General features: G+C 58.3%; 26 protein-coding genes and 1 tRNA gene. 19 read left to right on the forward strand and 8 right to left on the reverse strand.

From position 1 onward, the window contains the following. Positions 1–27: 27 nt before the first annotated feature. The 3 genes from RHM60_RS09245 to RHM60_RS09255 form a co-directional block, all read right to left on the reverse strand. Entirely contained in the window at positions 28–195 is a 168-nt protein-coding gene (locus RHM60_RS09245; RefSeq protein ID WP_322214253.1) for a hypothetical protein, read from the reverse strand. A 135-nt stretch (positions 196–330) separates the two neighbouring features. Next, positions 331–1125, reverse strand: a complete 795-nt coding sequence (locus tag RHM60_RS09250; RefSeq protein WP_322214254.1) for a zinc ribbon domain-containing protein — start codon at positions 1123–1125, stop codon at positions 331–333. An 85-nt stretch (positions 1126–1210) separates the two neighbouring features. Next, complete coding sequence (locus RHM60_RS09255) at positions 1211–1633, reverse strand: helix-turn-helix transcriptional regulator (protein WP_322214255.1); 423 nt, start codon at positions 1631–1633, stop codon at positions 1211–1213. A gap of 21 nt (positions 1634–1654) precedes the next feature. Here RHM60_RS09255 and RHM60_RS09260 point away from each other — a divergent pair, with 21 nt between their 5' ends. From RHM60_RS09260 to RHM60_RS09330, 15 genes are all read left to right on the forward strand, one after another. After that, positions 1655–1855 (forward strand): DNA-binding protein, encoded by a 201-nt coding sequence (locus RHM60_RS09260; protein WP_017477234.1) that lies wholly within the window; start codon positions 1655–1657, stop codon positions 1853–1855. A gap of 29 nt (positions 1856–1884) precedes the next feature. Beyond that, the gene (locus tag RHM60_RS09265) at positions 1885–2358 is read left to right on the forward strand and encodes a YmfL family putative regulatory protein (RefSeq protein ID WP_322214256.1); all 474 of its coding nucleotides are present in this window, start codon (positions 1885–1887) and stop codon (positions 2356–2358) included. 38 nt (positions 2359–2396) lie between these two features. Beyond that, a complete protein-coding gene (locus tag RHM60_RS09270) occupies positions 2397–2651 on the forward strand; it encodes an ogr/Delta-like zinc finger family protein (RefSeq protein ID WP_049818606.1) in 255 nt (84 codons plus the stop codon). After that, positions 2651–3034, forward strand: a complete 384-nt coding sequence (locus RHM60_RS09275; RefSeq protein WP_322214257.1) for a hypothetical protein — start codon at positions 2651–2653, stop codon at positions 3032–3034. The genes RHM60_RS09270 and RHM60_RS09275 overlap by 1 nt, the downstream gene beginning before the upstream one ends. 76 nt (positions 3035–3110) lie before the next feature. Further along, the gene (locus RHM60_RS09280) at positions 3111–3344 is read left to right on the forward strand and encodes a hypothetical protein (RefSeq protein WP_322214258.1); all 234 of its coding nucleotides are present in this window, start codon (positions 3111–3113) and stop codon (positions 3342–3344) included. A gap of 12 nt (positions 3345–3356) precedes the next feature. After that, positions 3357–6074, forward strand: a complete 2718-nt coding sequence (locus RHM60_RS09285; protein ID WP_322214590.1) for a toprim domain-containing protein — start codon at positions 3357–3359, stop codon at positions 6072–6074. A gap of 25 nt (positions 6075–6099) precedes the next feature. Further along, complete coding sequence (locus RHM60_RS09290; RefSeq protein ID WP_322214259.1) at positions 6100–6918, forward strand: hypothetical protein; 819 nt, start codon at positions 6100–6102, stop codon at positions 6916–6918. A 25-nt stretch (positions 6919–6943) separates the two neighbouring features. Further along, the gene (locus RHM60_RS09295; RefSeq protein ID WP_322214260.1) at positions 6944–7291 is read left to right on the forward strand and encodes a hypothetical protein; all 348 of its coding nucleotides are present in this window, start codon (positions 6944–6946) and stop codon (positions 7289–7291) included. Further along, positions 7288–7494, forward strand: coding sequence for a hypothetical protein (locus RHM60_RS09300; RefSeq protein WP_322214261.1), 207 nt, complete (start codon positions 7288–7290; stop codon positions 7492–7494). Before RHM60_RS09295 ends, RHM60_RS09300 begins: the two co-directional genes overlap by 4 nt. Positions 7495–7552: 58 nt before the next feature. Next, positions 7553–7816, forward strand: a complete 264-nt coding sequence (locus tag RHM60_RS09305; RefSeq protein ID WP_322214262.1) for a hypothetical protein — start codon at positions 7553–7555, stop codon at positions 7814–7816. 2 nt (positions 7817–7818) lie between these two features. Beyond that, positions 7819–8421 (forward strand): hypothetical protein, encoded by a 603-nt coding sequence (locus RHM60_RS09310; RefSeq protein WP_322214263.1) that lies wholly within the window; start codon positions 7819–7821, stop codon positions 8419–8421. Then, positions 8414–10405 (forward strand): DNA cytosine methyltransferase, encoded by a 1992-nt coding sequence (locus RHM60_RS09315; protein ID WP_322214264.1) that lies wholly within the window; start codon positions 8414–8416, stop codon positions 10403–10405. The genes RHM60_RS09310 and RHM60_RS09315 overlap by 8 nt, the downstream gene beginning before the upstream one ends. 259 nt (positions 10406–10664) lie before the next feature. Continuing rightward, on the forward strand, positions 10665–11099 hold the full coding sequence (locus RHM60_RS09320; protein ID WP_322214265.1) for a hypothetical protein: 435 nt from the start codon (positions 10665–10667) through the stop codon (positions 11097–11099). 163 nt (positions 11100–11262) lie between these two features. Then, entirely contained in the window at positions 11263–11472 is a 210-nt protein-coding gene (locus RHM60_RS09325) for a hypothetical protein (protein WP_322214266.1), read from the forward strand. Between the two features lie 95 nt (positions 11473–11567). After that, positions 11568–12734, forward strand: a complete 1167-nt coding sequence (locus tag RHM60_RS09330) for an Arm DNA-binding domain-containing protein (protein WP_322214267.1) — start codon at positions 11568–11570, stop codon at positions 12732–12734. A 40-nt stretch (positions 12735–12774) separates the two neighbouring features. Here RHM60_RS09330 and RHM60_RS09335 read toward each other — a convergent pair whose 3' ends face one another. Both RHM60_RS09335 and RHM60_RS09340 read right to left on the reverse strand, forming a co-directional pair. After that, the gene (locus tag RHM60_RS09335; protein ID WP_322214268.1) at positions 12775–13587 is read right to left on the reverse strand and encodes a hypothetical protein; all 813 of its coding nucleotides are present in this window, start codon (positions 13585–13587) and stop codon (positions 12775–12777) included. A 272-nt stretch (positions 13588–13859) separates the two neighbouring features. Continuing rightward, positions 13860–13949 (reverse strand) — tRNA-Ser (locus RHM60_RS09340). 319 nt (positions 13950–14268) lie between these two features. On the opposite strand from RHM60_RS09340, the gene RHM60_RS09345 reads away from it, so the two are divergent. The 3 genes from RHM60_RS09345 (at position 14269) to RHM60_RS09355 (ending at position 16977) form a co-directional block, all read left to right on the forward strand. Next, positions 14269–14961 carry a crotonase/enoyl-CoA hydratase family protein gene (locus tag RHM60_RS09345; RefSeq protein ID WP_322214269.1) on the forward strand — a complete coding sequence of 231 codons (693 nt, stop codon included), beginning with the start codon at positions 14269–14271 and terminating at the stop codon, positions 14959–14961. A 214-nt stretch (positions 14962–15175) separates the two neighbouring features. Beyond that, positions 15176–15916, forward strand: coding sequence for a 1-acylglycerol-3-phosphate O-acyltransferase (locus RHM60_RS09350; protein ID WP_322214270.1), 741 nt, complete (start codon positions 15176–15178; stop codon positions 15914–15916). Positions 15917–16005: 89 nt separating this feature from the next. Then, entirely contained in the window at positions 16006–16977 is a 972-nt protein-coding gene (locus RHM60_RS09355) for a magnesium and cobalt transport protein CorA (protein ID WP_209983872.1), read from the forward strand. On the opposite strand, the gene RHM60_RS09360 is transcribed toward RHM60_RS09355, so the two are convergent. Beyond that, positions 16974–17696 (reverse strand): amidotransferase, encoded by a 723-nt coding sequence (locus RHM60_RS09360; protein WP_322214271.1) that lies wholly within the window; start codon positions 17694–17696, stop codon positions 16974–16976. The two genes, RHM60_RS09355 and RHM60_RS09360, sit on opposite strands and share 4 nt — an antisense overlap. Before the next feature lie 717 nt (positions 17697–18413). Here RHM60_RS09360 and RHM60_RS09365 point away from each other — a divergent pair. Then, on the forward strand, positions 18414–19220 hold the full coding sequence (locus tag RHM60_RS09365) for a cytochrome c (RefSeq protein WP_322214272.1): 807 nt from the start codon (positions 18414–18416) through the stop codon (positions 19218–19220). A 25-nt stretch (positions 19221–19245) separates the two neighbouring features. On the opposite strand, the gene RHM60_RS09370 is transcribed toward RHM60_RS09365, so the two are convergent. After that, positions 19246–20049, reverse strand: coding sequence for a transglutaminase family protein (locus RHM60_RS09370; protein ID WP_322214273.1), 804 nt, complete (start codon positions 20047–20049; stop codon positions 19246–19248). A gap of 114 nt (positions 20050–20163) precedes the next feature. Continuing rightward, positions 20164–21573 carry a circularly permuted type 2 ATP-grasp protein gene (locus RHM60_RS09375; RefSeq protein WP_322214274.1) on the reverse strand — a complete coding sequence of 470 codons (1410 nt, stop codon included), beginning with the start codon at positions 21571–21573 and terminating at the stop codon, positions 20164–20166. Between the last annotated feature and the right edge of the window lie 325 nt (positions 21574–21898).

The raw sequence follows: 21898 nt of genomic DNA on the forward strand, positions 1-21898 counted from the left end.
CCCGGAGCCTGTCCGGGGTCTGCAGGATTACTGCTCTGATGCGTAAGCAAAAACCTCCAACATCCGCAATACATCTCTTTGTCGCTGGGCGCTGATCGCCCTGAACATTGAAAGCAACATCAGTTCCTGATCGCTAAGGCAGTTCGCATCTACGACTGACACTTGGTTTTCTGACACACCGCTGTTCTCCATCATGCGAATACTCCTTTCACACGCAACGGGGACTCGGTGCCTACATGGCGCCGTTAAAGTTTCCCCGGGGAACAGCTAATTTCCAACACGTTTTACTGCGTCATCGGGCCACATTAAAAAAATATGTGTGGCGTTACGTCACTGCGCTGGCTTGAAAGGAGGCAGCGTCATATAAACACCGTTCTCACCCCAGCCTTGCAAGTTGCCGTTGGCATCAACGACGTAATACTCGTTGAAGCTGGTTTCTGGATCATCCAGGCGCAACCCACCATCCGGCAGCTTTTTGCCTACATAGAAGTCAGTATTCTTCCCACCGCTTGGGAAGATAGAGTCGATCACATACTTGTCGTTTAGCTTGAACAGCACCATCACATGACCCAGCGCGCCGTCCCGCAGCCAGCTTCCGATTCTGTTGGGGTAGGCTTTCAGATCAAGGGCTGCAAGTGCTTGGTAATCCTTTGCACCCAGGCCGATCAATGAGGATCTGTAGTCAGGATCGAAACTAGCGCTGGCCCAATAAGCCTTATCGGTTTGCCCTGTAACACGAAAGCCGATAAAGGTTTTTTCGGCATTGAATTTCGTGTCGGCGCGAATGGCTTTTGAAACTTCAGCCAGCTCAGTGTCACTGAGACGCTTTGGCAGCGTGACCTCGACCTTGCGAGGCCTGCCTTCACGGAAATCGTCTTTGGTAATGGAATATGCAGAGGGGACAGCAGCATCTGATGAAGCTTTCTGTGCGACCTTCTGGACGTGTTCTTCCTTACTACCGCCCGAACACATCGACACGGTCACAACGATGATGACCAGCAGAATTACAAATCCGAAAACTTGCTGCCCCACAGTAACGCCGGGGTTTTTGACACCACAGCCAGGGCAAACTTTCGCAGTGGAATCCACTTCGTGCTTACAAGATTTACAGGACTTCAACGCCATTCGAACAACTCCTTTCCTTCTTCCCGACGAAAAAAACCGACCTTCATGGTCGGCATATCAATTCCGCTTCGATGACTTCAGTCCTCTAATCGGTCTGCTTGTTCCCTGTCAGACCCGCTGCACTCGCAAATGCCGCTGCCGTCCGCAGCAGCACATTCCGGTCATCTTCTGACATACGTCGCAGGTTCCCTAAAACAGCGGATTCCACGTCGGTCAGGTTGTTGAGATCTGCTTCGGCCTGCGAGCCAGTCAGCACGTAATGCACGTCAACTCCAAGCTCTTGTAGCCCAGAAAGATAGCGGACATCGGGGGAACTAGACCCCAGTTCATAAGCTTTTTGAGTCCCACGGCTCACCCCTGCGGAGACGCCAAAGTCGGTCTGGTTTTTGCCCAACCGCTCGCGTTCTTGCCGCAGGCGTTCACCTACGCCTGAAGATATGAGCACTTTTTTGATCAATATAAGTTGACTTGAACAGAAATCTGCCCAAGAATCCTTTTCGTCGAACACGATTAAACACGGACGAACACTATGCATGCCCTACAGACCCCCGAGCAAGCCCGCGCGGTTCTTGATCGCGAGGGTAAAAGCATTGCCGAATTTAGCCGCCAACATGGCTTGAACAAAAATCTGGTCAGCGACCTGCTGAACGGCCGTAAAAAAGGCCGCCGCGGTGAAGCACATCGAGCAGCTGTATTGCTCGGAATCAAAGACGGCCAGATCACAAATTAGGGCCTCTGGCTCCAGGGGAAAACCAGAAGATGAAGCGCCCAGTTCTAGACAGCAGAAAGAGCGTCGTTATGGCCGTCATCGGCGCCTACCCAGGCGGTCGGATGTACGCCTCGGCAGACCTCGGAATGCCCATCAAGAAGTTCGACAACCATGCCTACGAGAATGCAGGCAGCCGTCCTCTGACCGATGAACACATTCATCGCCTGGAGCAGGTAGCCGGCACCACGTTTCTGCCCGACTACATCGCTGCGATGTACGGCGGCATGTTCGTACCTTTGAGCCTCCCGGAGACGCTGGATAACGTCGAGCTGTACAGCCGCTCGCTCAAAGCCTCGGCCCAGCGCGGCATGGTCGACCAGATCATGTCTGCCGCCCTGGACGACGGCGTTATTGAAAAGCGTGAGGCGGACGCCATCACCACCGCGTTGATCGCCTACATGTCGGCCCGCTACGCCGAGGTGTTCGCGACCATCCAGCTTTACAGTCAAGGGGCCGTCCTGTGAGTACTTACAAGCTGGTGTGCCCTTGCTGCAACAATTCCATGCGCATCCGTACCTCGGAAGGCCAGACGCCCTGTTTCCGCTCGATGTACGCCGAATGCACCAACCTGCTGTGCGGCGCCACCTTCTCCGGCTCGTTGGTTTGGGAATATCAGCTCAGCCCCTCGGGCATCGAGCGCCCCCTCACGGTTTTGCCAATTGCGCCTACGAAAGTCCGGCTCCTTGCCCGTCAGAACCTGATGCCGAAAAACAATCAACCCGACCTGCTGGAACAACTGGAAATGGAGCGCGCGTGATGAACCTCGATCAACAGACTCATGACTACCGCAGCAGCATGCAACAGGCTGCTTTCGCCTACCTACAACGCCATGAGGCAGAACACCTTGTGGATTCCGATCTGCTGTTCGATCGGTGCATCCGCCACCTGACACTTGCACTTGAAGTGCCGGTTTTCATGGCCCCGAAGTTGGTCCACAACGCCTGGACGGAACTGCAGGTCATTAAAAAACGCCGTTGGATTGGCGTCGATTGGGCCAGCGGATCGGACTGGACTGGCGGGTTGGACCGCGTGCACCTGGTGGACAAACTCGCTAATCAACGATTCCCGGTATCGGCTCGCTTTCTGCCACAGAAGCTGCTCGACCAACGCGCCACGCCCCACAAGCAACACCCTCAGTAACGCTCCCTTTTTAAACCCCGCCCTGCCCCATCCCCAATGGGTTTGGGTGAGCTTTGCCCGCAATCCGAGGTGGACCATGCAAATCGACATCGCCATCACCGCAAAACTGCCCCGCGAACAGGCCGAGGCACTGCTCGTTGAGCTGCGTGCGCAGTACGCGGTGCTGTTCAACGAGCACTGGTATGACGACCGCTTTCGCATGATCCCCGAGGGTTTGCGGCATGGCTCGTTGCTGGTGGCCTTCCCCGGGCTGGCTGCACGAAAAAGCCTGATAGGCGCCCTTAAACACAGTCTCGACGAAGCGAAGTAAGCCACGATGGAAATGGAACAAAGGCTGCGAGCCGACGTCATCCAGCGCATTGAGCGGGACTACCAGCTCAAGCACATGCCCAGCACCAATTACATGCGCAAGGGCGTATGCCCTGCGTGCAACCAGAAGACCCTGTACACCTTCTACGATTCGCCGTGGACGCTGATCTGCGGCCGGCCAGAAAAATGCGACCACCGGGTCCATGTGAAGGACGTCTACGACGATCTGTTCAACGACTGGAGCAAGACTGCGCCGTCGACGCCAGACAACCCCCTGGCCACAGCACGCGCCTACCTTGAGTTCGCGCGGGGCTTCAAATTTGAGCTGCTCGCCGGTTGGTTCACTCAGGAAAACTACTGGGACAGTCGACTGAACATCGGCAGTGCCACGGTGCGTTTCGCCCTGGAAAAAGGTGGGTACTGGGAACGGTTGATCGATCGGCCAGACCGCTTTGGCAAGATGAAAGCGCGCTTTCGCCCGACGGGCGAAGGCCTGCCCGGTTACAAAGGCGTCTGGTGGTGCCCGCCGAGCGTGGACCTGCTGGAGGTCGACGAACTGTTCATAGTTGAAGGGATATTCGACGCCATAGCGCTGCTGCACAACGAAGTGCCGGCCGTGTCGATGATGTCCAGCGCCCCCTGCCCGATTGACTCACTCAAGGCCCTGGCCAAACTGCGCCACGACGCCGACAAACGCTTGCCGGTGCTGGTGTGGGCATTGGATAACGAGCCCGTTGCCAAGGCCAACATGCGCCGCTGGGCGAAAGAAGCGCGTGCCCTGGGCTTCGTATGCAAAGCGGCGGTTATTCCTCAGCCCAACGGCAAAAAGGTGGACTGGAATGACCTCCACCTGCGCTGGAAGCCGATCGAGGACGCCGCCGAGCGCGCTGAGCGTATCGAGCAGGACCTCGACGAAGCACGCCACCACGGCGACCTGCTGCTGGCCGACTCGGCAGAGGAAAAGGGCTTTCTCATTTACCTGCACGACGAGCGCAAGGAATTCAACTTCACATTCCGCAAGCGCCTGTACTGGTTTCGATTGGATCTCGATAAGTACGACCGCGCCATGGGCGATCTGGATAGCTCCGACCGGCACGAAGACCAGCTGCTCACCGACGAACAGCGGCGATACAAGGCACTGCGCCAATCGGGCTCAGTAAACAGCATCGCCAACTGCAACTTCCAGGCGCTGTACTACATGCGCAACGACCTGACCGATGAGGCTTGGTACTACTTCCGTATCGAGCGGCCGCAGGGGCCGGCCATCAAAAGCACGTTCACGGCCAAGCAGCTCACGTCGGCGCCTGAGTTCGCCAATCGCCTGCTCAACGTTTCCAACGGCGCGATGTTCGAGGGCAGCGCCCAGCAGTTGAAACGGATTCTCGCGCCCCAGCTCGACTGCCTAAAGACCGTCAATACCATCGAATGGATCGGTTACAGCCGCGACCACGGCGCCTACGTCTTCAACGACCTAGCCTTCCACGGTGGCAAGGTGCAGGTGCGCAACAAAGAAGACTTTTTCGACCTGGGCAAGCTGAGCATCAAGTCGCAGAGCCAGTCTCCGGTGTTACACATCAATACGGACCTCAACGCCTACAACGAGGGTTGGTTCGACATCTACTGGTGCTGCTTCGGCGTTCAGGGGCTGGTGGTACTGGCCTGGTGGCTGGGCGCGTTGCACGCCGAGCAGATCCGCCAGATCCACAAGTCGCTGATGTTCCTGGAACTGGTAGGCGAAGCCGGCTCAGGCAAGACCACCTTGGTGGAACTGCTGTGGAAGTCGGTCGGGCGTACTGATTACGAAGGCTTCGACCCGTCCAAAGCAACCGCCGCCAGCCGTGCGCGTAACTTCTCGCAGGTCAGCAACTTGCCGGTGGTGCTGATCGAGTCCGAACGTGAACAGAAGGAAGGCCAGCCGGTTAAACACTTCGACTGGGACGAGCTGAAGACCGCATACAACGGCCGCAGCGTCCGCTCCACCGGCGTGAAAAACAACGGCAACGACACCCATGAACCGCCGTTCCGCGCCGCCCTGCTGATCGCTCAGAACAACCCGGTCAACGCGTCCGAACCCATCCTGCAGCGTATTTGCCATGTCCACCTGACTCGCGAACACCACACGCCGGAAACCAAGCAGTACGCCGAGCAGTTGGAGCGCATGCCAATGGACAGCATCAGCGGCTTCCTGGTCAAGGCGCTGCAGCGCGAAGCCGAGACCATGCGCCTGATGGAGGAAAACACTTCCGGCTACGAACAGGAGCTGCTGGCCCAGCCTGGCGTTCGCACCGTGCGTATCGCCAAGAACCACGCCCAGCTGCGCAGCCTGGTGGATGCGCTGGCCGGCGTAGTGCCGCTGGGCGAACGCCGCAAGGCCCTTGCACACGCGGAAATCAGCCGCATGGCCCTGGAGCGTCAGCAGGCGATCAACGCTGATCACCCGACCGTGCGCGAGTTTTGGGACCTGTACGAATTCCTAAACGGCATGGACGAGCAATCGGCACTGAACCACGCGCGCCGCGACGGGCTTATTGCCGTGAACCTCAATGAATTCGTGGAGATGGCTGCCAACAAGCGGCAGCAAGTGCCCCCACTGAGCGACCTGAAGCGCCTGCTCAAGACCAGCAAGTCACCCAAATTCCTGGATTCGAACAAGCCCGTTAACTCGGTGCGCCAGGTCGACGCCTTCAACAAACCGAAAACCATTCGCTGCTGGGTATTCCAGGGCGTGTAACCACCGCAACAACGGGAGCAGCACCATGCAAAACGAACTCAAATCGGCCATTCGCTTCAACGACTTTGTCGCCCACTTCGGCGCGCGTGGGGTCCTGGCTATGGCCTGGTGGATGGGAGCGGTGCATGCCGGCCGAATTCGCGAAGACCACACCAGTTTTCCATTCCTGCAGATCGTCGGCGCCGCCGGCAGCGGCAAGAGTCTGCTGCTGGGCTACCTCCAAAAGCTGAACGGGCAAACGCCTTATTCCAACTTTCTGGGGCATTCCACTCCAGCCGCGCGAGCGCGCACGTTTGCCAGCGCAGGGCAACGGATTGTGATTTGCGAGGAGCAAGGCGAGTTAGGCCAATCCATTGACTGGGATGAATTGAAGCCGCTTTTCAGCTCCGGCAGCATGAGCCTCCGCTCGGGGGATGGCCTGAGTGAGGAAGTGACATTCCGCGGGGCTTTGGTGATAACCGCCAATCAACGGCTGGAATGCAGTGATGCGGTCACCAGCAGAATGGTTACGGTCAATCTCTCAGCTCACGACGCCCACACGCCAAGGATCTGGCCGGAAGCCATTGGCAACGTCGAGGCAGCTGAGGCAAGTGCGTTCGGTATCGAGATTGCGCAGTCTGGAGAATGGATTTGCAGCAACCTCAAGGCATTTTTACCCGCATATCAGGGTCAGCTCACTCGTAAATACGGGACGGACCTCAACGGGCGCACAGCCCTCAACTGTGCACAGATGATCTGTCTGGTTGACCTGCTCTGCAATCTTCTCGCTGTTCCGCAGGACCTTCAGCTTGAGACCAGGAAGCTGGTACACGACATCGCCTTCACCGACACCCTTCCCTATTGATTCGGCCTTCGAAAGGAGAACCCGCATGAATACGCCTGCACCAAAACAGCAGCCCAACTGGTTTCTGCAGTTGGAAAAGTTCGAAGCCGCCCGACCTGCCATCCGCAGGGCCGGTGTCGAGGCCCTGGCTCGGCTGGTCCCTGTAGCACAGCGTGATACAGGCCAGAGCGCGGTGATCGGTCGCTTCCTGCTCGGCCTCTACAACGGTCGCGATTACCCGTTCGTGCTGACCAGCCTTCGCGGTCTCGACACCGCGTTGTTCGACGACTGCTTGGCAGTACTGCAGCTCGACTACTCGCCAGAGCAAGAGGTGCACACGTACCTCCCCGATGGCGATGCCATCTGGGAACAACTGATCGGGAGTTGGGCATGACGTGGGCGCCGAAACGCAATAGGGACGGGCAACTCCAGCGCGACTGCTGGGTTACCGACAGCGGCTACACCGTCGCGCTCTGCCGGCTGCCTGAATCGCGCTACCCCATCACTCGCCCAGGGGGCGAACTGCCCTTCGCTTATGCGAAGGATAAAGACGAAGTCATAGCACTCATCACGCAAGACCAGGCCAAACAGGCCTGAAAGATGGTGTCGAGGAGCGCCAACTCCCCGACACCTACCACTACCAAGGAGCAGCACCATGCAAGCACAGAACCCAAGCAGCAGCGGAGCAGAGGCTAGCACAACAGCCTTCAAAGTCGGCGACAAGGTGAACTTCGTGGTCACCCGGGAGACCGGCCGCACAATCAACATGAGTTCCAAAAAAGGAGAGGTGGTCGAAGTCACGCGCTCCATGGCGCGCGTGAAGTACCGAAACGGCCGGAAGGTATGGGTTCCTTTCGACCTGATGACACCAGACGGCCAGCCCAACGCACTCACACGCATGCTCATGGGAGGGCAGTGATCATGTCCGACTTTTTTTACAAGTCCAGCGAGCCCGAAACAGTTGCCATCGTTCGTGACTTCTACGTTCAGAAGGACATGCACAGAGCCCAGCTGGCCGTGCTCGGGTCGATGTTCGGCGGCAAGGTCGCCCCAATGAGGGACATCACTTCCCACTTTGCGGGAGGAGTGAAACTTACAGGCGGTACGGAGCTGGATGCGCACTGGTGCCGCCCTGATGACTACGGCTACCGCTCGCTGCGCAGCACCGTCAAGCTTGCCAAAGGCATGTCCAAGGAAGACCGCGCAGCAATTCGGGCTGAACATGAACGCCTGGTTGCCTTGTGGGCAGAGCATTGCCCAAAACGCCTCAGTTCCCATGAATATTGGCAACGTTTGGTGGTGAACACGGGCCACTTGTTGATGAGCGGTGGGATCAAGCTTGAAGTCAACGGTACCGCGTACTTTCGCCTCGGCTTTCAAATCAATGAAGCCGAACACCTGGCTAACGTAGCCGCTGGAACACCATCCTGCGGATGGATCGACGGCGCGGTGGAGATCGTGGCGAGCGAATACGAGTCCGCACGTATTGCGAAGGTGAAGGCAGTCGAGGTGTCCAATGCTTAAGCGCACCCTTACCCACTTCCACCTCTGCTGCGGCTTGGGCAGCGGCGCCGCTGGCTTCAGCGACTCCAAACCCGTGCTGGGCCCAGTGCAAGCAGAATGGCGCTGCCTCGGCGGCGTCGACGTCGACCCCGCAGGCCTGCGCGACTTCCAGATGATGACCGGCGTACCTGGCACGCTGATGGATCTGTTCACCCGCGAACAGTTCACCGCATTCCACGGCCAACAGCCGCCCACCGGGTGGATAGAGGCAACCGCCGAGGATCTGCGCCGTGCCGCCGGCAACGAAGACCCGGACGCCGTGTTCATCAGCAGCCCGTGCAAAGGGGCCTCGGGCCTGCTGTCTGAAACGATGAGCCAGACGCCCAAGTACCGGGCGCTCAATGAACTGACGTTGCGCTGTGTGTGGCTGATGTGCGAAGCCTGGAAGCACAGACCGGTGAAGTTGATCGTGTTCGAAAACGTACCGCGCCTGGCAACCCGTGGCCGCTACCTGCTGGACCAGATCACCAAACTGCTCCGCCATTACGGCTACGCGGTTGCGGAAACCACCCACGACTGTGGCGAGATTGGTGGGTTGGCACAGAGCCGCAAGCGTTTCTTGCTGGTGGCCAGGCACGTCGAACAGGTTCCAGCATTCTTGTATGAACCTGAAAAGCGCAGCCTGCGCGCTGTCGGTGATGTGCTAAGCCGCATGCCTCTGGCCGGCGATATCGACCAGGCCGGTCCAATGCACCGCGTACCGGCGCTGCAGTGGAAAACGTGGGTACGGCTGGCCCTGGTGGAGGCCGGGAAGGACTGGCGCAGCTTGAGCCGGTTTGCGATCGAGGACGGGTACCTGCGCGACTTCGTGATCGTGCCGGAATACCGCGCCGGATACATGGGAGTGCATGACTGGCAGGACACCGCCGGCACGGTTGCCGGTCGTTCGAGTCCAACCAACGGAAAATTCTCTGTCGCCGACCCACGCCCCACCAGCAAATTCGAATACACCCAGTACGGCGTGCTGCCCTACGACCGGCATTGCGGTGTGGTCACCGGCCAACGCAGCCCAGGGCAAGGCACGTTCAGCGTTGCCGACCCACGCATGGGCGGCGAGCGCCACAACAACGTTTTCCGAGTGGTGCGCAACGATCAAGCCGCTGGCACAGTCACCGCTGGACACGGCCCCAGCTCCGGCGGGCAGGCCGTGGCCGACCCTCGGCAGCCATCTAAAGGCTTTGGCAAATACCTGGTCACCGACTACAGCAAGCACGCCGGCACCGTGATCGCCGGCAGCACCACCGGGCAGGGCGCTTTCGCCGTGGCTGATCCCGCTTACAAAAACTGGCATCCGAGCGCCAGCACCCAAAAGCTGCGGATCACGCCCTGGTGCGAAAACGCCAAGACCGTGACCGGCTCGCAACAGGTTGCCAGCGGCGCGTTGTCGATCGCAGACCCGCGCCCGGGCATGTCGCGCACCAAGGGCGATGCCTACCTGACCGGCGGGCACTACGGGGTGGTGGAGTACAACACTCCAGCCGGCGCCGTTTCCGCCAGCGCGTGTCATGACAACGGGCGCTGGTCGGTTGCAGACCAGCGCATGCCGGCGCCCAACGACCGGATGACCTGCATGATCACTAGCCTGGACGGCACCTGGCATCGGCCATTCACCACGCTGGAGCTGGCCGCGCTGCAATCGCTATTTGACCCGGAGGATCACTGGTCAGCAGATCCACAAACCGCCCATGAGATCGAGCGTATGCAGCGGGTTCGGAAGATCGAACAGGCGGGGGTATTCCGGCTCGACGGTATCAACGATGGCAACCACCGGGAGCGGATCGGCAATGCTGTGCCCCGCGCGGCGGCAAGGGCTATGGCCGACGTGTTCGGCATGACGCTGCTGCTTTCCGAGGCTGGTGAGACGTTCATGCTCAGCAACGTTTCGATTTGGGTGCAGCCGGTGGCGATCGCGTTGAGCGTTGCTCAGCAGGAGGTCGGCGCGTGAGCGTATCCCTTCTGCTTTACCTCTGCGTAGACGCAACCCGGACCGATTGCCAGGTGGTGAAGGTTGATAGCTGGAGCGGATCGGGTGCCTACGAGCAGTGCATTGGCGTCGTCCCAAGCCTCACTGCAGAGCTGACTGCGCCCAACCGCAGGCTGCACCGGTTCGTCTGCGAGATCCAAGGCGAGGACGCAAAGACCGCAGAACATAAGGCTCAGCCCGTGTTCATCCATCAATCGTTTCGGATGTAGGAGACACTTTCATGAACGAAGTGAAGCGCTGGAAGTTGAAAGGTTTCATCCCTGGCGTCGATGGTGTGAGCAAGGCCATCTTCCAACCGGTAGTAGTTCTTGCTGATGAGTTTGATGCAGCGCTTGTCCGCGAGACGGATCTGCGCGATGCCCTACGTGAGGCAGAAGTGCTAAGCGAAAGCCGTGGTCGACAGTCCTCTGCATTCGAAAACCGCATGGGCGAGTTGCAGGTTGAGAACGGCAAGCTTAGCGATCGCCTGGCTACAGCGGATGAGCGGGCGAATCTTTTAGCACGTGATGCCGCCCGCTATCGCTGGTTGCGAGAACGCGACCTAAACAGCATTTGCGCAGGCGGCGTGTTCGTTGGTCGGACACCTCAGAACATTGTGTTGAATGGTGAGGATCTTGATCAGGCCATCGACGCCAAACTGGCAGAGGGCGAATGAGCATGGCTACCAAAGCAATTTCAATCGGATTTTTCGCTGGTATCGGGTTCATGGCATCGCAAGACCTGTGGTGGGCTGTGACTGGGATGGTAGGGCTCTGCCGTGGATAAACCCCTTGGACTGCTCTACATCTCCCTACAAACCACAGGTAATGAGGGTTTCCATGAACAACGGTAAATCTTTCCCCTGGAACCTCGACTTGACAGGCGTCTGTGACCAATGCAACAGATCCCGTGCCCACGGCAACCACCAGAAGTGCAGCAAGGCGCGCCAGGCGGCCAACGCCAAGCGCCGAGCCGAGGAAGCCCACGCTGGGGCCACACCGGCACCTAGAAAAAGTGCCAGCCTGTTCTGGTTACTTCGCCAGCAGTGATCGGCAACACTAAACCCGCAATACATCAGGCCCGGCGACGGGCCTTTTTTTCTTTCGACCGGAAGAAACTTTCGATACATCGCGTGGGGACGCATATGGCAGATGGCGTAGAGGCCCGTGGCAATTCGGTACGGGTTTATTTTCGTTTCAATGGCGAGCTTTGCCGGGAGCTAGTGCCTGGTGGGAACACACCGGAAAACCGGGAGCACGCAAAGCGCCTGGTCACGGTGATTGAGTACGAGATCCAGGCCGGCACATTCGATTACCGCCGGCATTTTCCCGAGTCGACGAAGCTGGCCGAGAACACGTTCGGGCACTACCTGGACCTGTGGCTGACCATCAAGAGCAATAGCGTGGCAGCGACCTCATTCCGGGGATACAAAAACAAAGCCGAGGTGCATGTACGTCCGCGATGGGGAGATGTCCAGATTGATCAGATCGACCACTTGGACCTGCAGGAATGGATTCAGGGGCCGTTGTCGAAGCGGCTGAAGAACAAAACCATCCGCGACATCATCAGCAATGTGCGCCAGGTGTTCCGTTTGTACCGCACCCGGAAGAAGGTCGCACACGACCCAACCGAGGGGTTATTTGTGCGCCTGCCCGATCCAGAAGCGCCGGACCCGTTCACTAGGGCGGAAATCAAGCAGATCCTCAATACGCACACCAGCCGCACCCAGGAGCTGCTGATGGTGCAGTTCATGATTTGGGCTGGCCCACGGGTGTCTGAGACCATCGCGCTGGCCTGGGAGGACGTCGACCTGAAACAAGGGACGGTGACTTTTCGACGGTCCAAGGTGCGAGGAGCCTACCGCGTGACGAAAACCCGGCGCTCTACGCGCAAGGTGCGTCTGCTGGAACCCGCATGGGATGCCCTGCGCAAGCTGAACGCGATCAACCCGCTCAAGACCGTGGACACGGTCGACGTCGTTGAGCGGGACAACAAGACAATCCGCAAGCACAAGCTGCACTTCGTTTTCCTCAACACTAAGAGTGGCCTGCCGCACGTCAGCGACTTCGTCGTGAGAGACAGGTTCTTCAAAGCACACTTGAAAGCCGCCGGCGTTCGTTATCGCGGACCTGGCCAATGCCGACACACCTATGCCAGCCAACTGCTGACCACCGGGGTTGCGTCGGTCGACTGGATCGCGGAGCAGATGGGGCACACCAGCGCGAATATGATTCGACAGCATTACGGCACTTGGATCAACGAGGACGGGCCAGATGTAATAGGAATGCTTCAACTCGCTCTGAACCTGTAAGCATTTTCTCAAAGGGGCTAAGCTGGCCCCAACGAGTGGTTCAGAAGATGGTTTTTATAACCTTGTCGACCCCAGTAATAAGTTCGCCTACTTCCTCGACCGTTGGATCAGTAGGATTTTTATGTCCACACTTATTACGAATATCACCCAGAAACTGGATATGCCTAGATTGAGAAAGCTCGATGACACTAGCCGCTTTCAGCGCGTCGTTGAGCACTGCAATGGTCCCAGATTTCTTGGCCAAGTTATGGTTGTCACAAACCTGCTTCAGATGGCCTTCCAGCACTACTCCGGCTACAGCACCCGCCGCACGAGAAAATTTGTTTTTTAGCAGCTCTCTAGCAACATCAAGCTCAGAGTCAAAGAGGTCAGCCTGTACTAATTGCTTGATGTCAAAAAGTGAGCTCTCGAAACGTTTTTCTATGGACTCAAGAATTGCTATCTGCTGCTGCAGCAGAGGAATAGCTGCAGACATGTCGACGACCACGTCCCCGCCATACCGAGTCGATGAAAGAGCTTGGCACGCGTCCTCAATTCGATAAGTCTCGACATCAAATGACTTTCGCGTCTTTGGTCGCTCATAAAACTTTACGAAGTCCGCAAACCGGTCTGGAAGCAACTGCTTCACAACAACCAGAGCTTCCGAATACCAGTGGTTGTAACAAACCCGGAAGGATTTGAGCTTATTTTCGTAAGCATCGATTCTCTCCTCAGTCCATCCCGCCCTTGCCCAACGCGCTCGCCATGCTTCCGAACCCTCTGCGTCATGGCGAAGCGCTTGAAGAACACCCGTCCCCTCTTTAAGCAAAGCTTTCAAGTCTTTCCGATATTTTTCTAAATTGGATGCAGTCATCGCTACCTCGCATGTAGATGTCCAGATTAATCGTCGATCAAACAAAGCAGAGTAATAGCATTTTAATACCGCGAATAGTTGTGTGCTCCGTGAGCCGTGGGTGCATTAGCTAGGTTCTGCAGCGCAGAAAGAGAAAAATTCGAAGGTAGATCGCACCTGATAAAATCTTCAAGTATTCCCACGAATGTTCCCATATAGGCCTTTTTTGACGCTCTGAAAACAAAAAACCCCTGAAAACTTCAACGTTTTCAAGGGTTTAGTCGTTTCAAATTTGGCGGTGAAGGAGAGATTCGAACTCTCGATACAATTTCTTGTATACACACTTTCCAGGCGTGCTCCTTAAGCCACTCGGACACTTCACCGTATCTCGGCAAACCAGTTCAGTCTGTCGAGGCGCGCTAATGTAGTCGAAAGCCTTTCTGATGGCAAAGGTTTTTTTCAGAATTTTCATGCGGTTAGACCGCTCCGTCAGGACGTCCCCGACGGGGGCGGTGATTGTGCCATTCTCGGGCACTGGTGGCATGGCTCTGACTCGCCTTTCACACCCTGCTCCGGGCCGTCTACCCTTGCAGGTGTGGGAAAAGCCTGACTGGGTAGTCAGTCACGGCGCTTTACCGGGGCGTGCGTGGTGGGTAACGTCTGCTGCATTCTTCTCTAACAAGTCCTGCAAGGAAACGCGTCATGAGTGAGTTGATTGCCTACCACTTCGAAGAAGGTATCGCGACCCTGACCTTGAGCAACGGCAAGGTGAATGCCATTTCTCCGGCGGTGGTCAGCGCTTTTAATGAGGCGCTGGATCAGGCCGAGAAGGATCGCGCGGTGGTGGTCATCACCGGGACGCCGGGCATTCTGTCGGGGGGTTATGATTTGAAGGTAATGACCGCAGGCCCCAAGGAGGCCATCGGCTTGGTAACTTCCGGTTCGACGCTGGCGCGGCGCCTGTTGTCGCATCCGTTCCCGGTGATTGTCGCGTGCCCCGGGCATGCGGTGGCCAAGGGAGCGTTCCTGCTGCTGTCGGCGGATTATCGGATCGGCGTGGAGGGCCCGTTCAGCATTGGCCTGAACGAAGTGGCGATCGGCATGACCATGCACCACGCCGGTATCGAGCTGGCGCGGGACCGTCTGCGCAAGTCGGCCTTTCACCGCTCGGTGATCAACGCCGAGATGTTTGACCCGCAAGGTGCGCTGCAAGCGGGCTTCCTCGACAAGGTGGTGGCTCCTGAGGAATTGCACGCGGCGGCCCTGGAAGCGGCGCGGCAGTTGAAAAAGATCAATATGACTGCGCACAAGCAGACCAAATTGAAGGTGCGCAAGGCACTGCTGGGGGCACTGGATGAGGCAATCATCCAGGACCAGAGCCACGGCCTCAGTTAAGCCTCCTGCACAGCGCTCACCGAAGCCCGACCTCGTGTCGGGCTTTTTCTTACAAGAGAACCCGAAACTTTCCTAGCCGCTCTAGAAGGGGTTTGTCAGCGATCGTTGAAACATGTGCTTAAACATCGGCTATCTCCGACGTCCTTAGGGTCAATTGCCGAATACAGTGCACATCCGTACACTGCGCCACCTTTTGTCTCGATGGGCCGTGTCGATGCTGTTTCTGTTACGTATGTTGTTGATGGGTCTGCACTTTATGGTCGCCGGTGTGCTAGGCGTGCTGTTGGGTATTTGCCGGCCATTCAATCCGGACAACAGTCGCTTGTGTGCCCGCCTGTACGCAGTGCCGGCGATGTGGATCCTGCGCCTGAATGTAAAGGCGAACGTCGACTCGCTGCGTCAGAAACCGGGGCCCTGCGTGGTGATCGCCAATCATCAGTCCAACTACGACCTGTTTGTGCTGGGCACCGTGGTGCCCCACCGTACCGTGTGTATCGCCAAGAAGAGCCTGAAATGGGTGCCGCTGTTCGGCCAGCTGTTCTGGCTGGCGGGCAATGTGCTGATCGACCGGGGCAATGCGCACAAGGCGCGCCGGGCGATGCTCACCACCACGCGTACCCTGCAACATGAAGACACGTCGATCTGGGTGTTCCCGGAGGGCACGCGAAACCTGGGCAAGGGTTTATTGCCGTTCAAGAAAGGCGCCTTTCACATGGCGATTGCCGCGGGTGTGCCCGTGGTGCAGGTGTGCGTGAGCAATTACGTCACGCATATGCAACTCAATCACTGGAACAGTGGCGATGTACTCATACGGTCGTTGCCGCCGATTCCTACGATTGGTCTGACGGCGGATGACATTCCGGCCTTGATGCAAGCATGTCAGACGCAGATGGATGAATGCATCGCGCAGATGGACCGTGACGTTGCAGAGCGCGCGCTCCTGAAGAACACCTGAACGACGTGAAATGTCATCGAGCAACAACGGAACGTCAATCAGACTAAGCTGCCCAACTCCTGTCCTCACGATTAGAAGTGATCAGCATCATGGGTAGAGTTGTTGCAGCCGCCGTCTACAGCGATGGCAAGAAAGTCACGGATATCACCCTTGATGAAGGCGCGGCCTGGGCCGCCAAACCGGGTCATTTTGTATGGATCGGGCTGGAAGAGCCCACCACCCTGGAGCTGACCAACCTGCAACGCCAGTTCAACCTGCACGAACTGGCAATCGAAGATGCGATGGAAAAGCACAGCCGCCCGAAGCTCGAGACCTTCGGCGATGCGCTGTTTATCGTCACCTACTCGCCGGTGCGCGAGAACGGCAAGCTGGAGTTTATCGAAACCCATATCTTTGCCGGCAATGGCTACATCATCACCGCGCGCAACGGTCACTCGGCGTCCTACGGCTTTGTGCGTCAGCGCTGTGAGGCGCGGCCGCTGTTGCTGGAGCATGGGGAAGATTTCGTACTCTATGCACTGCTGGATTTCGTCACCGAGAACTATCAGCCCGTGAGCGAGGCGATCCATGCCGAGATCGATGAGCTGGAGCGCAACGTGCTGTGCAGCTCGCTGAGCGAGCGCGATATCCAGAAGATCCACGGCCTGCGCCGCGATGTGCTGCGACTCAAGCGCCATGTGGCGCCGATGGTGGAGATCAGCCAGGAACTGCAGAAGCTGAGCTTCCCGTTCATCGACAAGAACATGCGCCCGTACTTCCGGGACGTGCAGATCCACGTGACGCGGCAGATGGAAGACCTTACCACCCTGCGCGATATCGCCAGCCAGACCATCGAGATCGGGGTGTTGCTGGAGGCGTCACGCCAGAGCGTGGTACAGCGCAAGTTCGCCGCCTGGGCGGCGATCCTGGCATTCCCCACGGCGGTGGCGGGGATTTATGGGATGAACTTCCAGAACATGCCCGAGCTGCAATGGCACTACGGCTACTTCGCGGTACTCGGGTTGATTGCCACCGGCTGCATCAGTCTGTGGGCCAGCTTCAAGCGGTCGGGCTGGCTTTAAGCCGACTCGGGTTTGTGCGCCACGAAGCGCATCATCCATTCCGCCACGGTCGCGCCGTGGTGGTCTCGCTCAAGGCTTGCGACACCCTGGGTGTAGATCTTTTCCCCAAGAGTCGTCTGAAGAATTTCCAGCAGCTCGCGCGAATAGTCAGCGACAAACTCAGGGTGGCCCTGGAAGCACAGCACCTGGTCGCCGATGTGATACGCGGCGATGGGGCAGAACTCACTCGAGGCGATAACCGTGGCATTGGCCGGCAACGTGGTGACCTGGTCCTGGTGACTGATCAGCAGGGTCAGTTCCGGCACCTCGGGGCTCATCCACGGGGCCTTGGCATCGAGCGTGTAATCGTGGATGCCCATGCCCCAACCCTGGCTTGCGCGTTCGGTCTTGCCGCCGAGCAGCAATGCCAATAACTGGTGACCAAAACAAATGCCGAGCAATTTATCGCCGCGCGCGTAACGCTCCAGCACATACGTTTTGAGGGTCTGGATCCAGGGGTCGGTGCCGAAGGAATCGGCCTTGCTGCCGGTGATCAGATACGCATCAAAAGTTTCGTCATCCGGCGGGTATTCGCCTTGCACGACGTTGTATACGACGAACTCGGCAGCAATCGGCTGCCGGGAAAACAGACGCTTGAACATCTGCCCATAACCCTGGTACTGATCGATCAAGCCAGGGCGCAGGATATCGGTTTCCAGAATGCAGACGCGTAGCGACATAAAAAATACCTGACACGGCGATGGGAATAATGAACACCCAGAGCCTGCCTTGAAACATACCTGCAACGCAAGCGCAGAACTGCGCATTCACCCCGTACGCCTTTATTCACGCCCGATTGACACGGTTTCAATGGCGGATGCGTTGACTGCTTTGACCCCCTGCGCCCGGACGAACGGTAGGCACCTGGGCGAATGACCTGATTAATCGTTTTAGCTGTCTAGCCAAGGCATTGGCGCCAATATGGCGTTCTGCCTTATGCCTTTTTAATCTCTAATGACGATTATCTGATATTAAATGAGTCTAAGACTGCAAGAACGAGCGCTCTAAGGTTGAACTCAGTAAGAGGTTGCTGCCGGGTTTTGCTGGAGCAGCTGTAAGAAAAATGTCACGCCAGATTGCGATACTGAATTCAACGGCACGCATTTGACGCTCAGGAATAACAACAAAAGGCAGTCAGCCATGTTCAAACATTCGAAAGTACGTCAGGCGGGACTTATTCTTTTCGCCACCACATTGATTTTGATCCTGCCCAATTTAACCAAGGTTATCGGGTAACGATCCGAGCCACGAGTTCTGTGCACCCACCGCATCAGAATTACAGTTTTTGACAGCACCTGCGAGGCATTGCGCATAGCGATCCCGTTGCAGGGGCTGTCTTTTTACATGCTGATTTCCGCTATCTTGCAGGTCATCGCCACTTGAAAACGGACTCACTGTTGAAAACGATCCTTGCGCTGTTCGCCCTGCTGCTCAGCGTGCCAGCCGGCGCCGCGCAATTGACCATCGAACTGGACCACACCAGCAAGACCTGGCAGACCGCCGAGCTGCTCGAACACCCGGATGCGCAGACGGTGCACATCATTGATGACGTTTCCTACAAGCGCGACATGACGTATCGCGCAGTGCCGCTGGCGGTACTGCTGCCGGGGCTTGCGCCGCAGAGTCATCTGCAGGCGGTCGCCCTGGATGGGTTTGCGGCCGAACTCAGCGCCGCGCCCCTGCTGGAAACAACCGGCGCCCGCGCCTGGCTGGCGGTGGAAGACCCGGCCCACCCCTGGCCGCCCCTGACGCCAGGCAAACCTGGCGCCGGGCCTTTTTACCTGGTGTGGACCGACCCGCAGGCGGGACCGATCAGCCCGGAGCAGTGGCCGTTTCAGGTTTCCCGGATCAAACAGTTGAAGACCGTGGCCGAGCGTTTCCCGGCGTTATTGCCCGACCCGAAGCTGGCGGCGAATGATCCGATCAACCAGGGCTTTGCGCTGTTCCAGAAAAACTGCCTGGCCTGCCATCGGCTCAATGGCGCCGGGGATGCAGAGGTGGGCCCGGACCTGAATATTCCCTACAGCCCCACCGAGTATTTCAGCGGCGATTTTCTCAAGCACTATATTCGCGACCCGCAAAGCGTGCGGCACTGGCCACAGGCGAAGATGCCGGCGTTCGCCGCCAATGTGTTGCCCGACAGCGAACTGGATTTGCTGGTGGGGTATTTGAAGCACATGGCCGGGCGTAAATCCCAACCCTGAGTTTTATGTTGTGGGAACAGTGCGATCATTGTTGCTGCACAGCGATCACCGGCGTCGGCATCACCAACACCTTGGCGTGCATCTGCTCATGCCCGCCGCCCCGGCGCATGCCGCGCACCGGGCACGCGTCGAGGTAGTCCAGGCCCACCGCCAGCTTGAGGTGCCGCTCCGGCCGCGCCATCTGGTTGGTCACGTCAAAGCTGTACCACGCGCCTTCCAGCCAGGCTTCGGCCCAGGCGTGACTGGCCAGGTGCGTGCTATCTTCGCTGTATAAATACCCCGACACATAACGCGCCGGAATCCCCAGGCTGCGCGCGCAGGCCAGGAACGCGTGGGTATGATCCTGGCACACGCCCGCCCCGCCAGCGAAGGCCTGGGCCGCGCAGGTATCGACCTCGGTGGCGCCGGGCGTGTAAACCATGGTCTGGTTGAGCGCGTGCATCAGGTCGATCAACGCGCTGCGGTCACGACGTTGGTGACAGTGCTGGTCGGCAAAGCCGCGCAGAGCCTCGTCCGGCTCGGTCAGGCGGGTGCAGCGCAGGAAAGGAAATGCCGACTGGCCCTCGTGCTCGGCTTCACGCAGCTCGTCGATATCCACCTGGCCGCGAGCACGGATAACGATTGCATCGTGGGGTTCATCCAGGGTCAGCACATGCAGGATATTGCCGAACGGGTCGACCTGGGCGCGCACCGGGCGCGGCAGGTCGAGCTGCCAACTGATGACCTGCTGGCGCTCGCTGTCGTGGGGTGTAAGGCGCAGGTACTGGATGCTGGCGCGCACCTGGTCTTCGTAGTGGTAGGTGGTTTCGTGACTGATGGAAAGTCTCATGGGGCCTCCGTGCAGGAACCGTAAATGGCGTCGCCCAACTGGCGCACCGAGGGGATGAAGGTGGCGTGGAGGTTTCCCCGCAGGTGGTGCAAGGCAGCTCGATTCAACATGGCATCAGTCCTCCACCACCCAGGTGTCCTTGGTGCCGCCACCCTGGGACGAGTTGACCACCAGCGAGCCCTCGCGCAGCGCCACACGCGTCAAGCCGCCGGGCACCACGCGGGTTTCCTTGCCGGACAGCACGAACGGGCGCAGGTCGATATGGCGCGGGGCGATGCCGTTGTCGACGAAGGTCGGGCACGTGGATAAACACAGGGTCGGCTGGGCGATATAAGCGTGGGGCTTGGCTTTGATGCGTGCGCGAAAGGCTTCGATTTCGGCGGCGCTGGATGCCGGCCCGACCAGCATGCCGTAGCCGCCGGAGCCCTGGGTTTCCTTGACCACCAGGTGCGGCAGGTTGGCCAGCACGTGGGACAATTCGTCAGGCTTGCGGCATTGAAAGGTTGGCACATTCTTCAGGATCGGTTCTTCATCCAGGTAAAAACGGATCATCTGGGTAACGAAGGGGTACACCGACTTGTCATCCGCCACGCCAGTGCCAATCGCGTTGGCCAGCACCACATTGCCACAGCGATAGGCCGCGAGCAGACCGGGCACACCGAGCATGGAATCGGGGTTGAATGCCAACGGATCGAGAAACGCGTCATCAAGGCGACGGTAGATCACATCCACAGCCTTGGGGCCGTCGGTGGTGCGCATGAACACGTGGTCATCGCGCACGAACAGGTCGGCGCCTTCCACCAGCTCAACGCCCATTTCCCTGGCCAGGAACGCGTGTTCGAAGAAGGCGCTGTTGAAGCGTCCCGGAGTCAGTACCACAACGCTGGGGTTGTCGATGGGGCTGGCGCTCTTGAGCGTGTCGAGCAGCAGGTTGGGGTAATGATCGATCGGTGCAATGCGCTGGGCGGCAAACAGTTCGGGAAACAGGCGCATCATCATCTTGCGGTCTTCGAGCATGTAGCTGACACCGCTGGGTGTACGCAGGTTGTCTTCCAGTACGTAATAAGTGCCGTCGCCATCGCGTACGAGATCAACCCCGGAGACGTGTGAATACAGGTCACGGTGCAGATTCAGACCCTGCATGGCCAGTTGGTATTGCTCGTTGGCCAGTACCTGTTCGGCGGGAATGACGCCCGCCTTGATAATGCGCTGTTCGTGATACAGGTCGGCAAGAAACAGGTTCAGCGCCTTGACCCGCTGGATGCAGCCGCGCTCGACAATCTGCCATTCACTGGCCGGAATGCTGCGGGGGATGATGTCGAAGGGAATCAGGCGTTCAGTGCCTTGCTCGTCGCCATAGAGGGTGAAGGTGATACCCGCACGGTGAAACAGCAAATCGGCTTCGCGCCGACGCTGGGCCAACAGTTCGGGCGGGGTCAGCGCCAGCCAACGGGCGAATTCGCGGTAATGGGGGCGTACCTGCCCTGCCCCGTCGTACATTTCGTCGAAATAAGTGCGGATCATGCCGAACTCCTTGTCACCCGGACACGAGCACTATCGCAAGGCCCGTGCCAGCGGCATAAACACTTGAACATCAGTGAGTTGAATGGCCGCCGGGATCTGCCAGCACCGTCCTGGTGCACAGAATACCCAGCGCATGGCCGCCTGCTTCATCGCAAGGCGGCGTTTTACTATCAACAGCATAGTCAGACTTGATTTCACTGCGCGGCGCAAGCTGCGGATAATCGCCAACATCTGCTGAACAGGACGCGTCCTACAGTTTCAGCGCAACGATCTTCCCTTTAGGCCACCCGACTTGGGTGGCTTTTTTTTGCTTTCGAAAAACCCG

This window comes from Pseudomonas sp. MH9.3, from assembly GCF_034354675.1.
Taxonomy (GTDB): Bacteria; Pseudomonadota; Gammaproteobacteria; order Pseudomonadales; family Pseudomonadaceae; genus Aquipseudomonas.

Coding starts and splice junctions, on each gene's coding strand:
- RHM60_RS09285 (WP_322214590.1), top strand. CDS start 3,357: ATGGAACAAAGGCTGCGAGCCGACGTCATCCAGCGCATTGAGCGGGAC.
- RHM60_RS09330 (WP_322214267.1), top strand. CDS start 11,568: ATGGCAGATGGCGTAGAGGCCCGTGGCAATTCGGTACGGGTTTATTTT.
- RHM60_RS09350 (WP_322214270.1), top strand. CDS start 15,176: ATGCTGTTTCTGTTACGTATGTTGTTGATGGGTCTGCACTTTATGGTC.
- RHM60_RS09325 (WP_322214266.1), top strand. CDS start 11,263: ATGAACAACGGTAAATCTTTCCCCTGGAACCTCGACTTGACAGGCGTC.
- RHM60_RS09345 (WP_322214269.1), top strand. CDS start 14,269: ATGAGTGAGTTGATTGCCTACCACTTCGAAGAAGGTATCGCGACCCTG.
- RHM60_RS09275 (WP_322214257.1), top strand. CDS start 2,651: ATGAACCTCGATCAACAGACTCATGACTACCGCAGCAGCATGCAACAG.
- RHM60_RS09355 (WP_209983872.1), top strand. CDS start 16,006: ATGGGTAGAGTTGTTGCAGCCGCCGTCTACAGCGATGGCAAGAAAGTC.
- RHM60_RS09305 (WP_322214262.1), top strand. CDS start 7,553: ATGCAAGCACAGAACCCAAGCAGCAGCGGAGCAGAGGCTAGCACAACA.
- RHM60_RS09295 (WP_322214260.1), top strand. CDS start 6,944: ATGAATACGCCTGCACCAAAACAGCAGCCCAACTGGTTTCTGCAGTTG.
- RHM60_RS09315 (WP_322214264.1), top strand. CDS start 8,414: ATGCTTAAGCGCACCCTTACCCACTTCCACCTCTGCTGCGGCTTGGGC.
- RHM60_RS09375 (WP_322214274.1), bottom strand. CDS start 21,573: ATGATCCGCACTTATTTCGACGAAATGTACGACGGGGCAGGGCAGGTA.
- RHM60_RS09280 (WP_322214258.1), top strand. CDS start 3,111: ATGCAAATCGACATCGCCATCACCGCAAAACTGCCCCGCGAACAGGCC.
- RHM60_RS09265 (WP_322214256.1), top strand. CDS start 1,885: ATGAAGCGCCCAGTTCTAGACAGCAGAAAGAGCGTCGTTATGGCCGTC.
- RHM60_RS09270 (WP_049818606.1), top strand. CDS start 2,397: ATGCGCATCCGTACCTCGGAAGGCCAGACGCCCTGTTTCCGCTCGATG.
- RHM60_RS09320 (WP_322214265.1), top strand. CDS start 10,665: ATGAACGAAGTGAAGCGCTGGAAGTTGAAAGGTTTCATCCCTGGCGTC.
- RHM60_RS09250 (WP_322214254.1), bottom strand. CDS start 1,125: ATGGCGTTGAAGTCCTGTAAATCTTGTAAGCACGAAGTGGATTCCACT.
- RHM60_RS09300 (WP_322214261.1), top strand. CDS start 7,288: ATGACGTGGGCGCCGAAACGCAATAGGGACGGGCAACTCCAGCGCGAC.
- RHM60_RS09260 (WP_017477234.1), top strand. CDS start 1,655: ATGCATGCCCTACAGACCCCCGAGCAAGCCCGCGCGGTTCTTGATCGC.
- RHM60_RS09245 (WP_322214253.1), bottom strand. CDS start 195: ATGATGGAGAACAGCGGTGTGTCAGAAAACCAAGTGTCAGTCGTAGAT.
- RHM60_RS09335 (WP_322214268.1), bottom strand. CDS start 13,587: ATGACTGCATCCAATTTAGAAAAATATCGGAAAGACTTGAAAGCTTTG.
- RHM60_RS09360 (WP_322214271.1), bottom strand. CDS start 17,696: ATGTCGCTACGCGTCTGCATTCTGGAAACCGATATCCTGCGCCCTGGC.
- RHM60_RS09310 (WP_322214263.1), top strand. CDS start 7,819: ATGTCCGACTTTTTTTACAAGTCCAGCGAGCCCGAAACAGTTGCCATC.
- RHM60_RS09290 (WP_322214259.1), top strand. CDS start 6,100: ATGCAAAACGAACTCAAATCGGCCATTCGCTTCAACGACTTTGTCGCC.
- RHM60_RS09370 (WP_322214273.1), bottom strand. CDS start 20,049: ATGAGACTTTCCATCAGTCACGAAACCACCTACCACTACGAAGACCAG.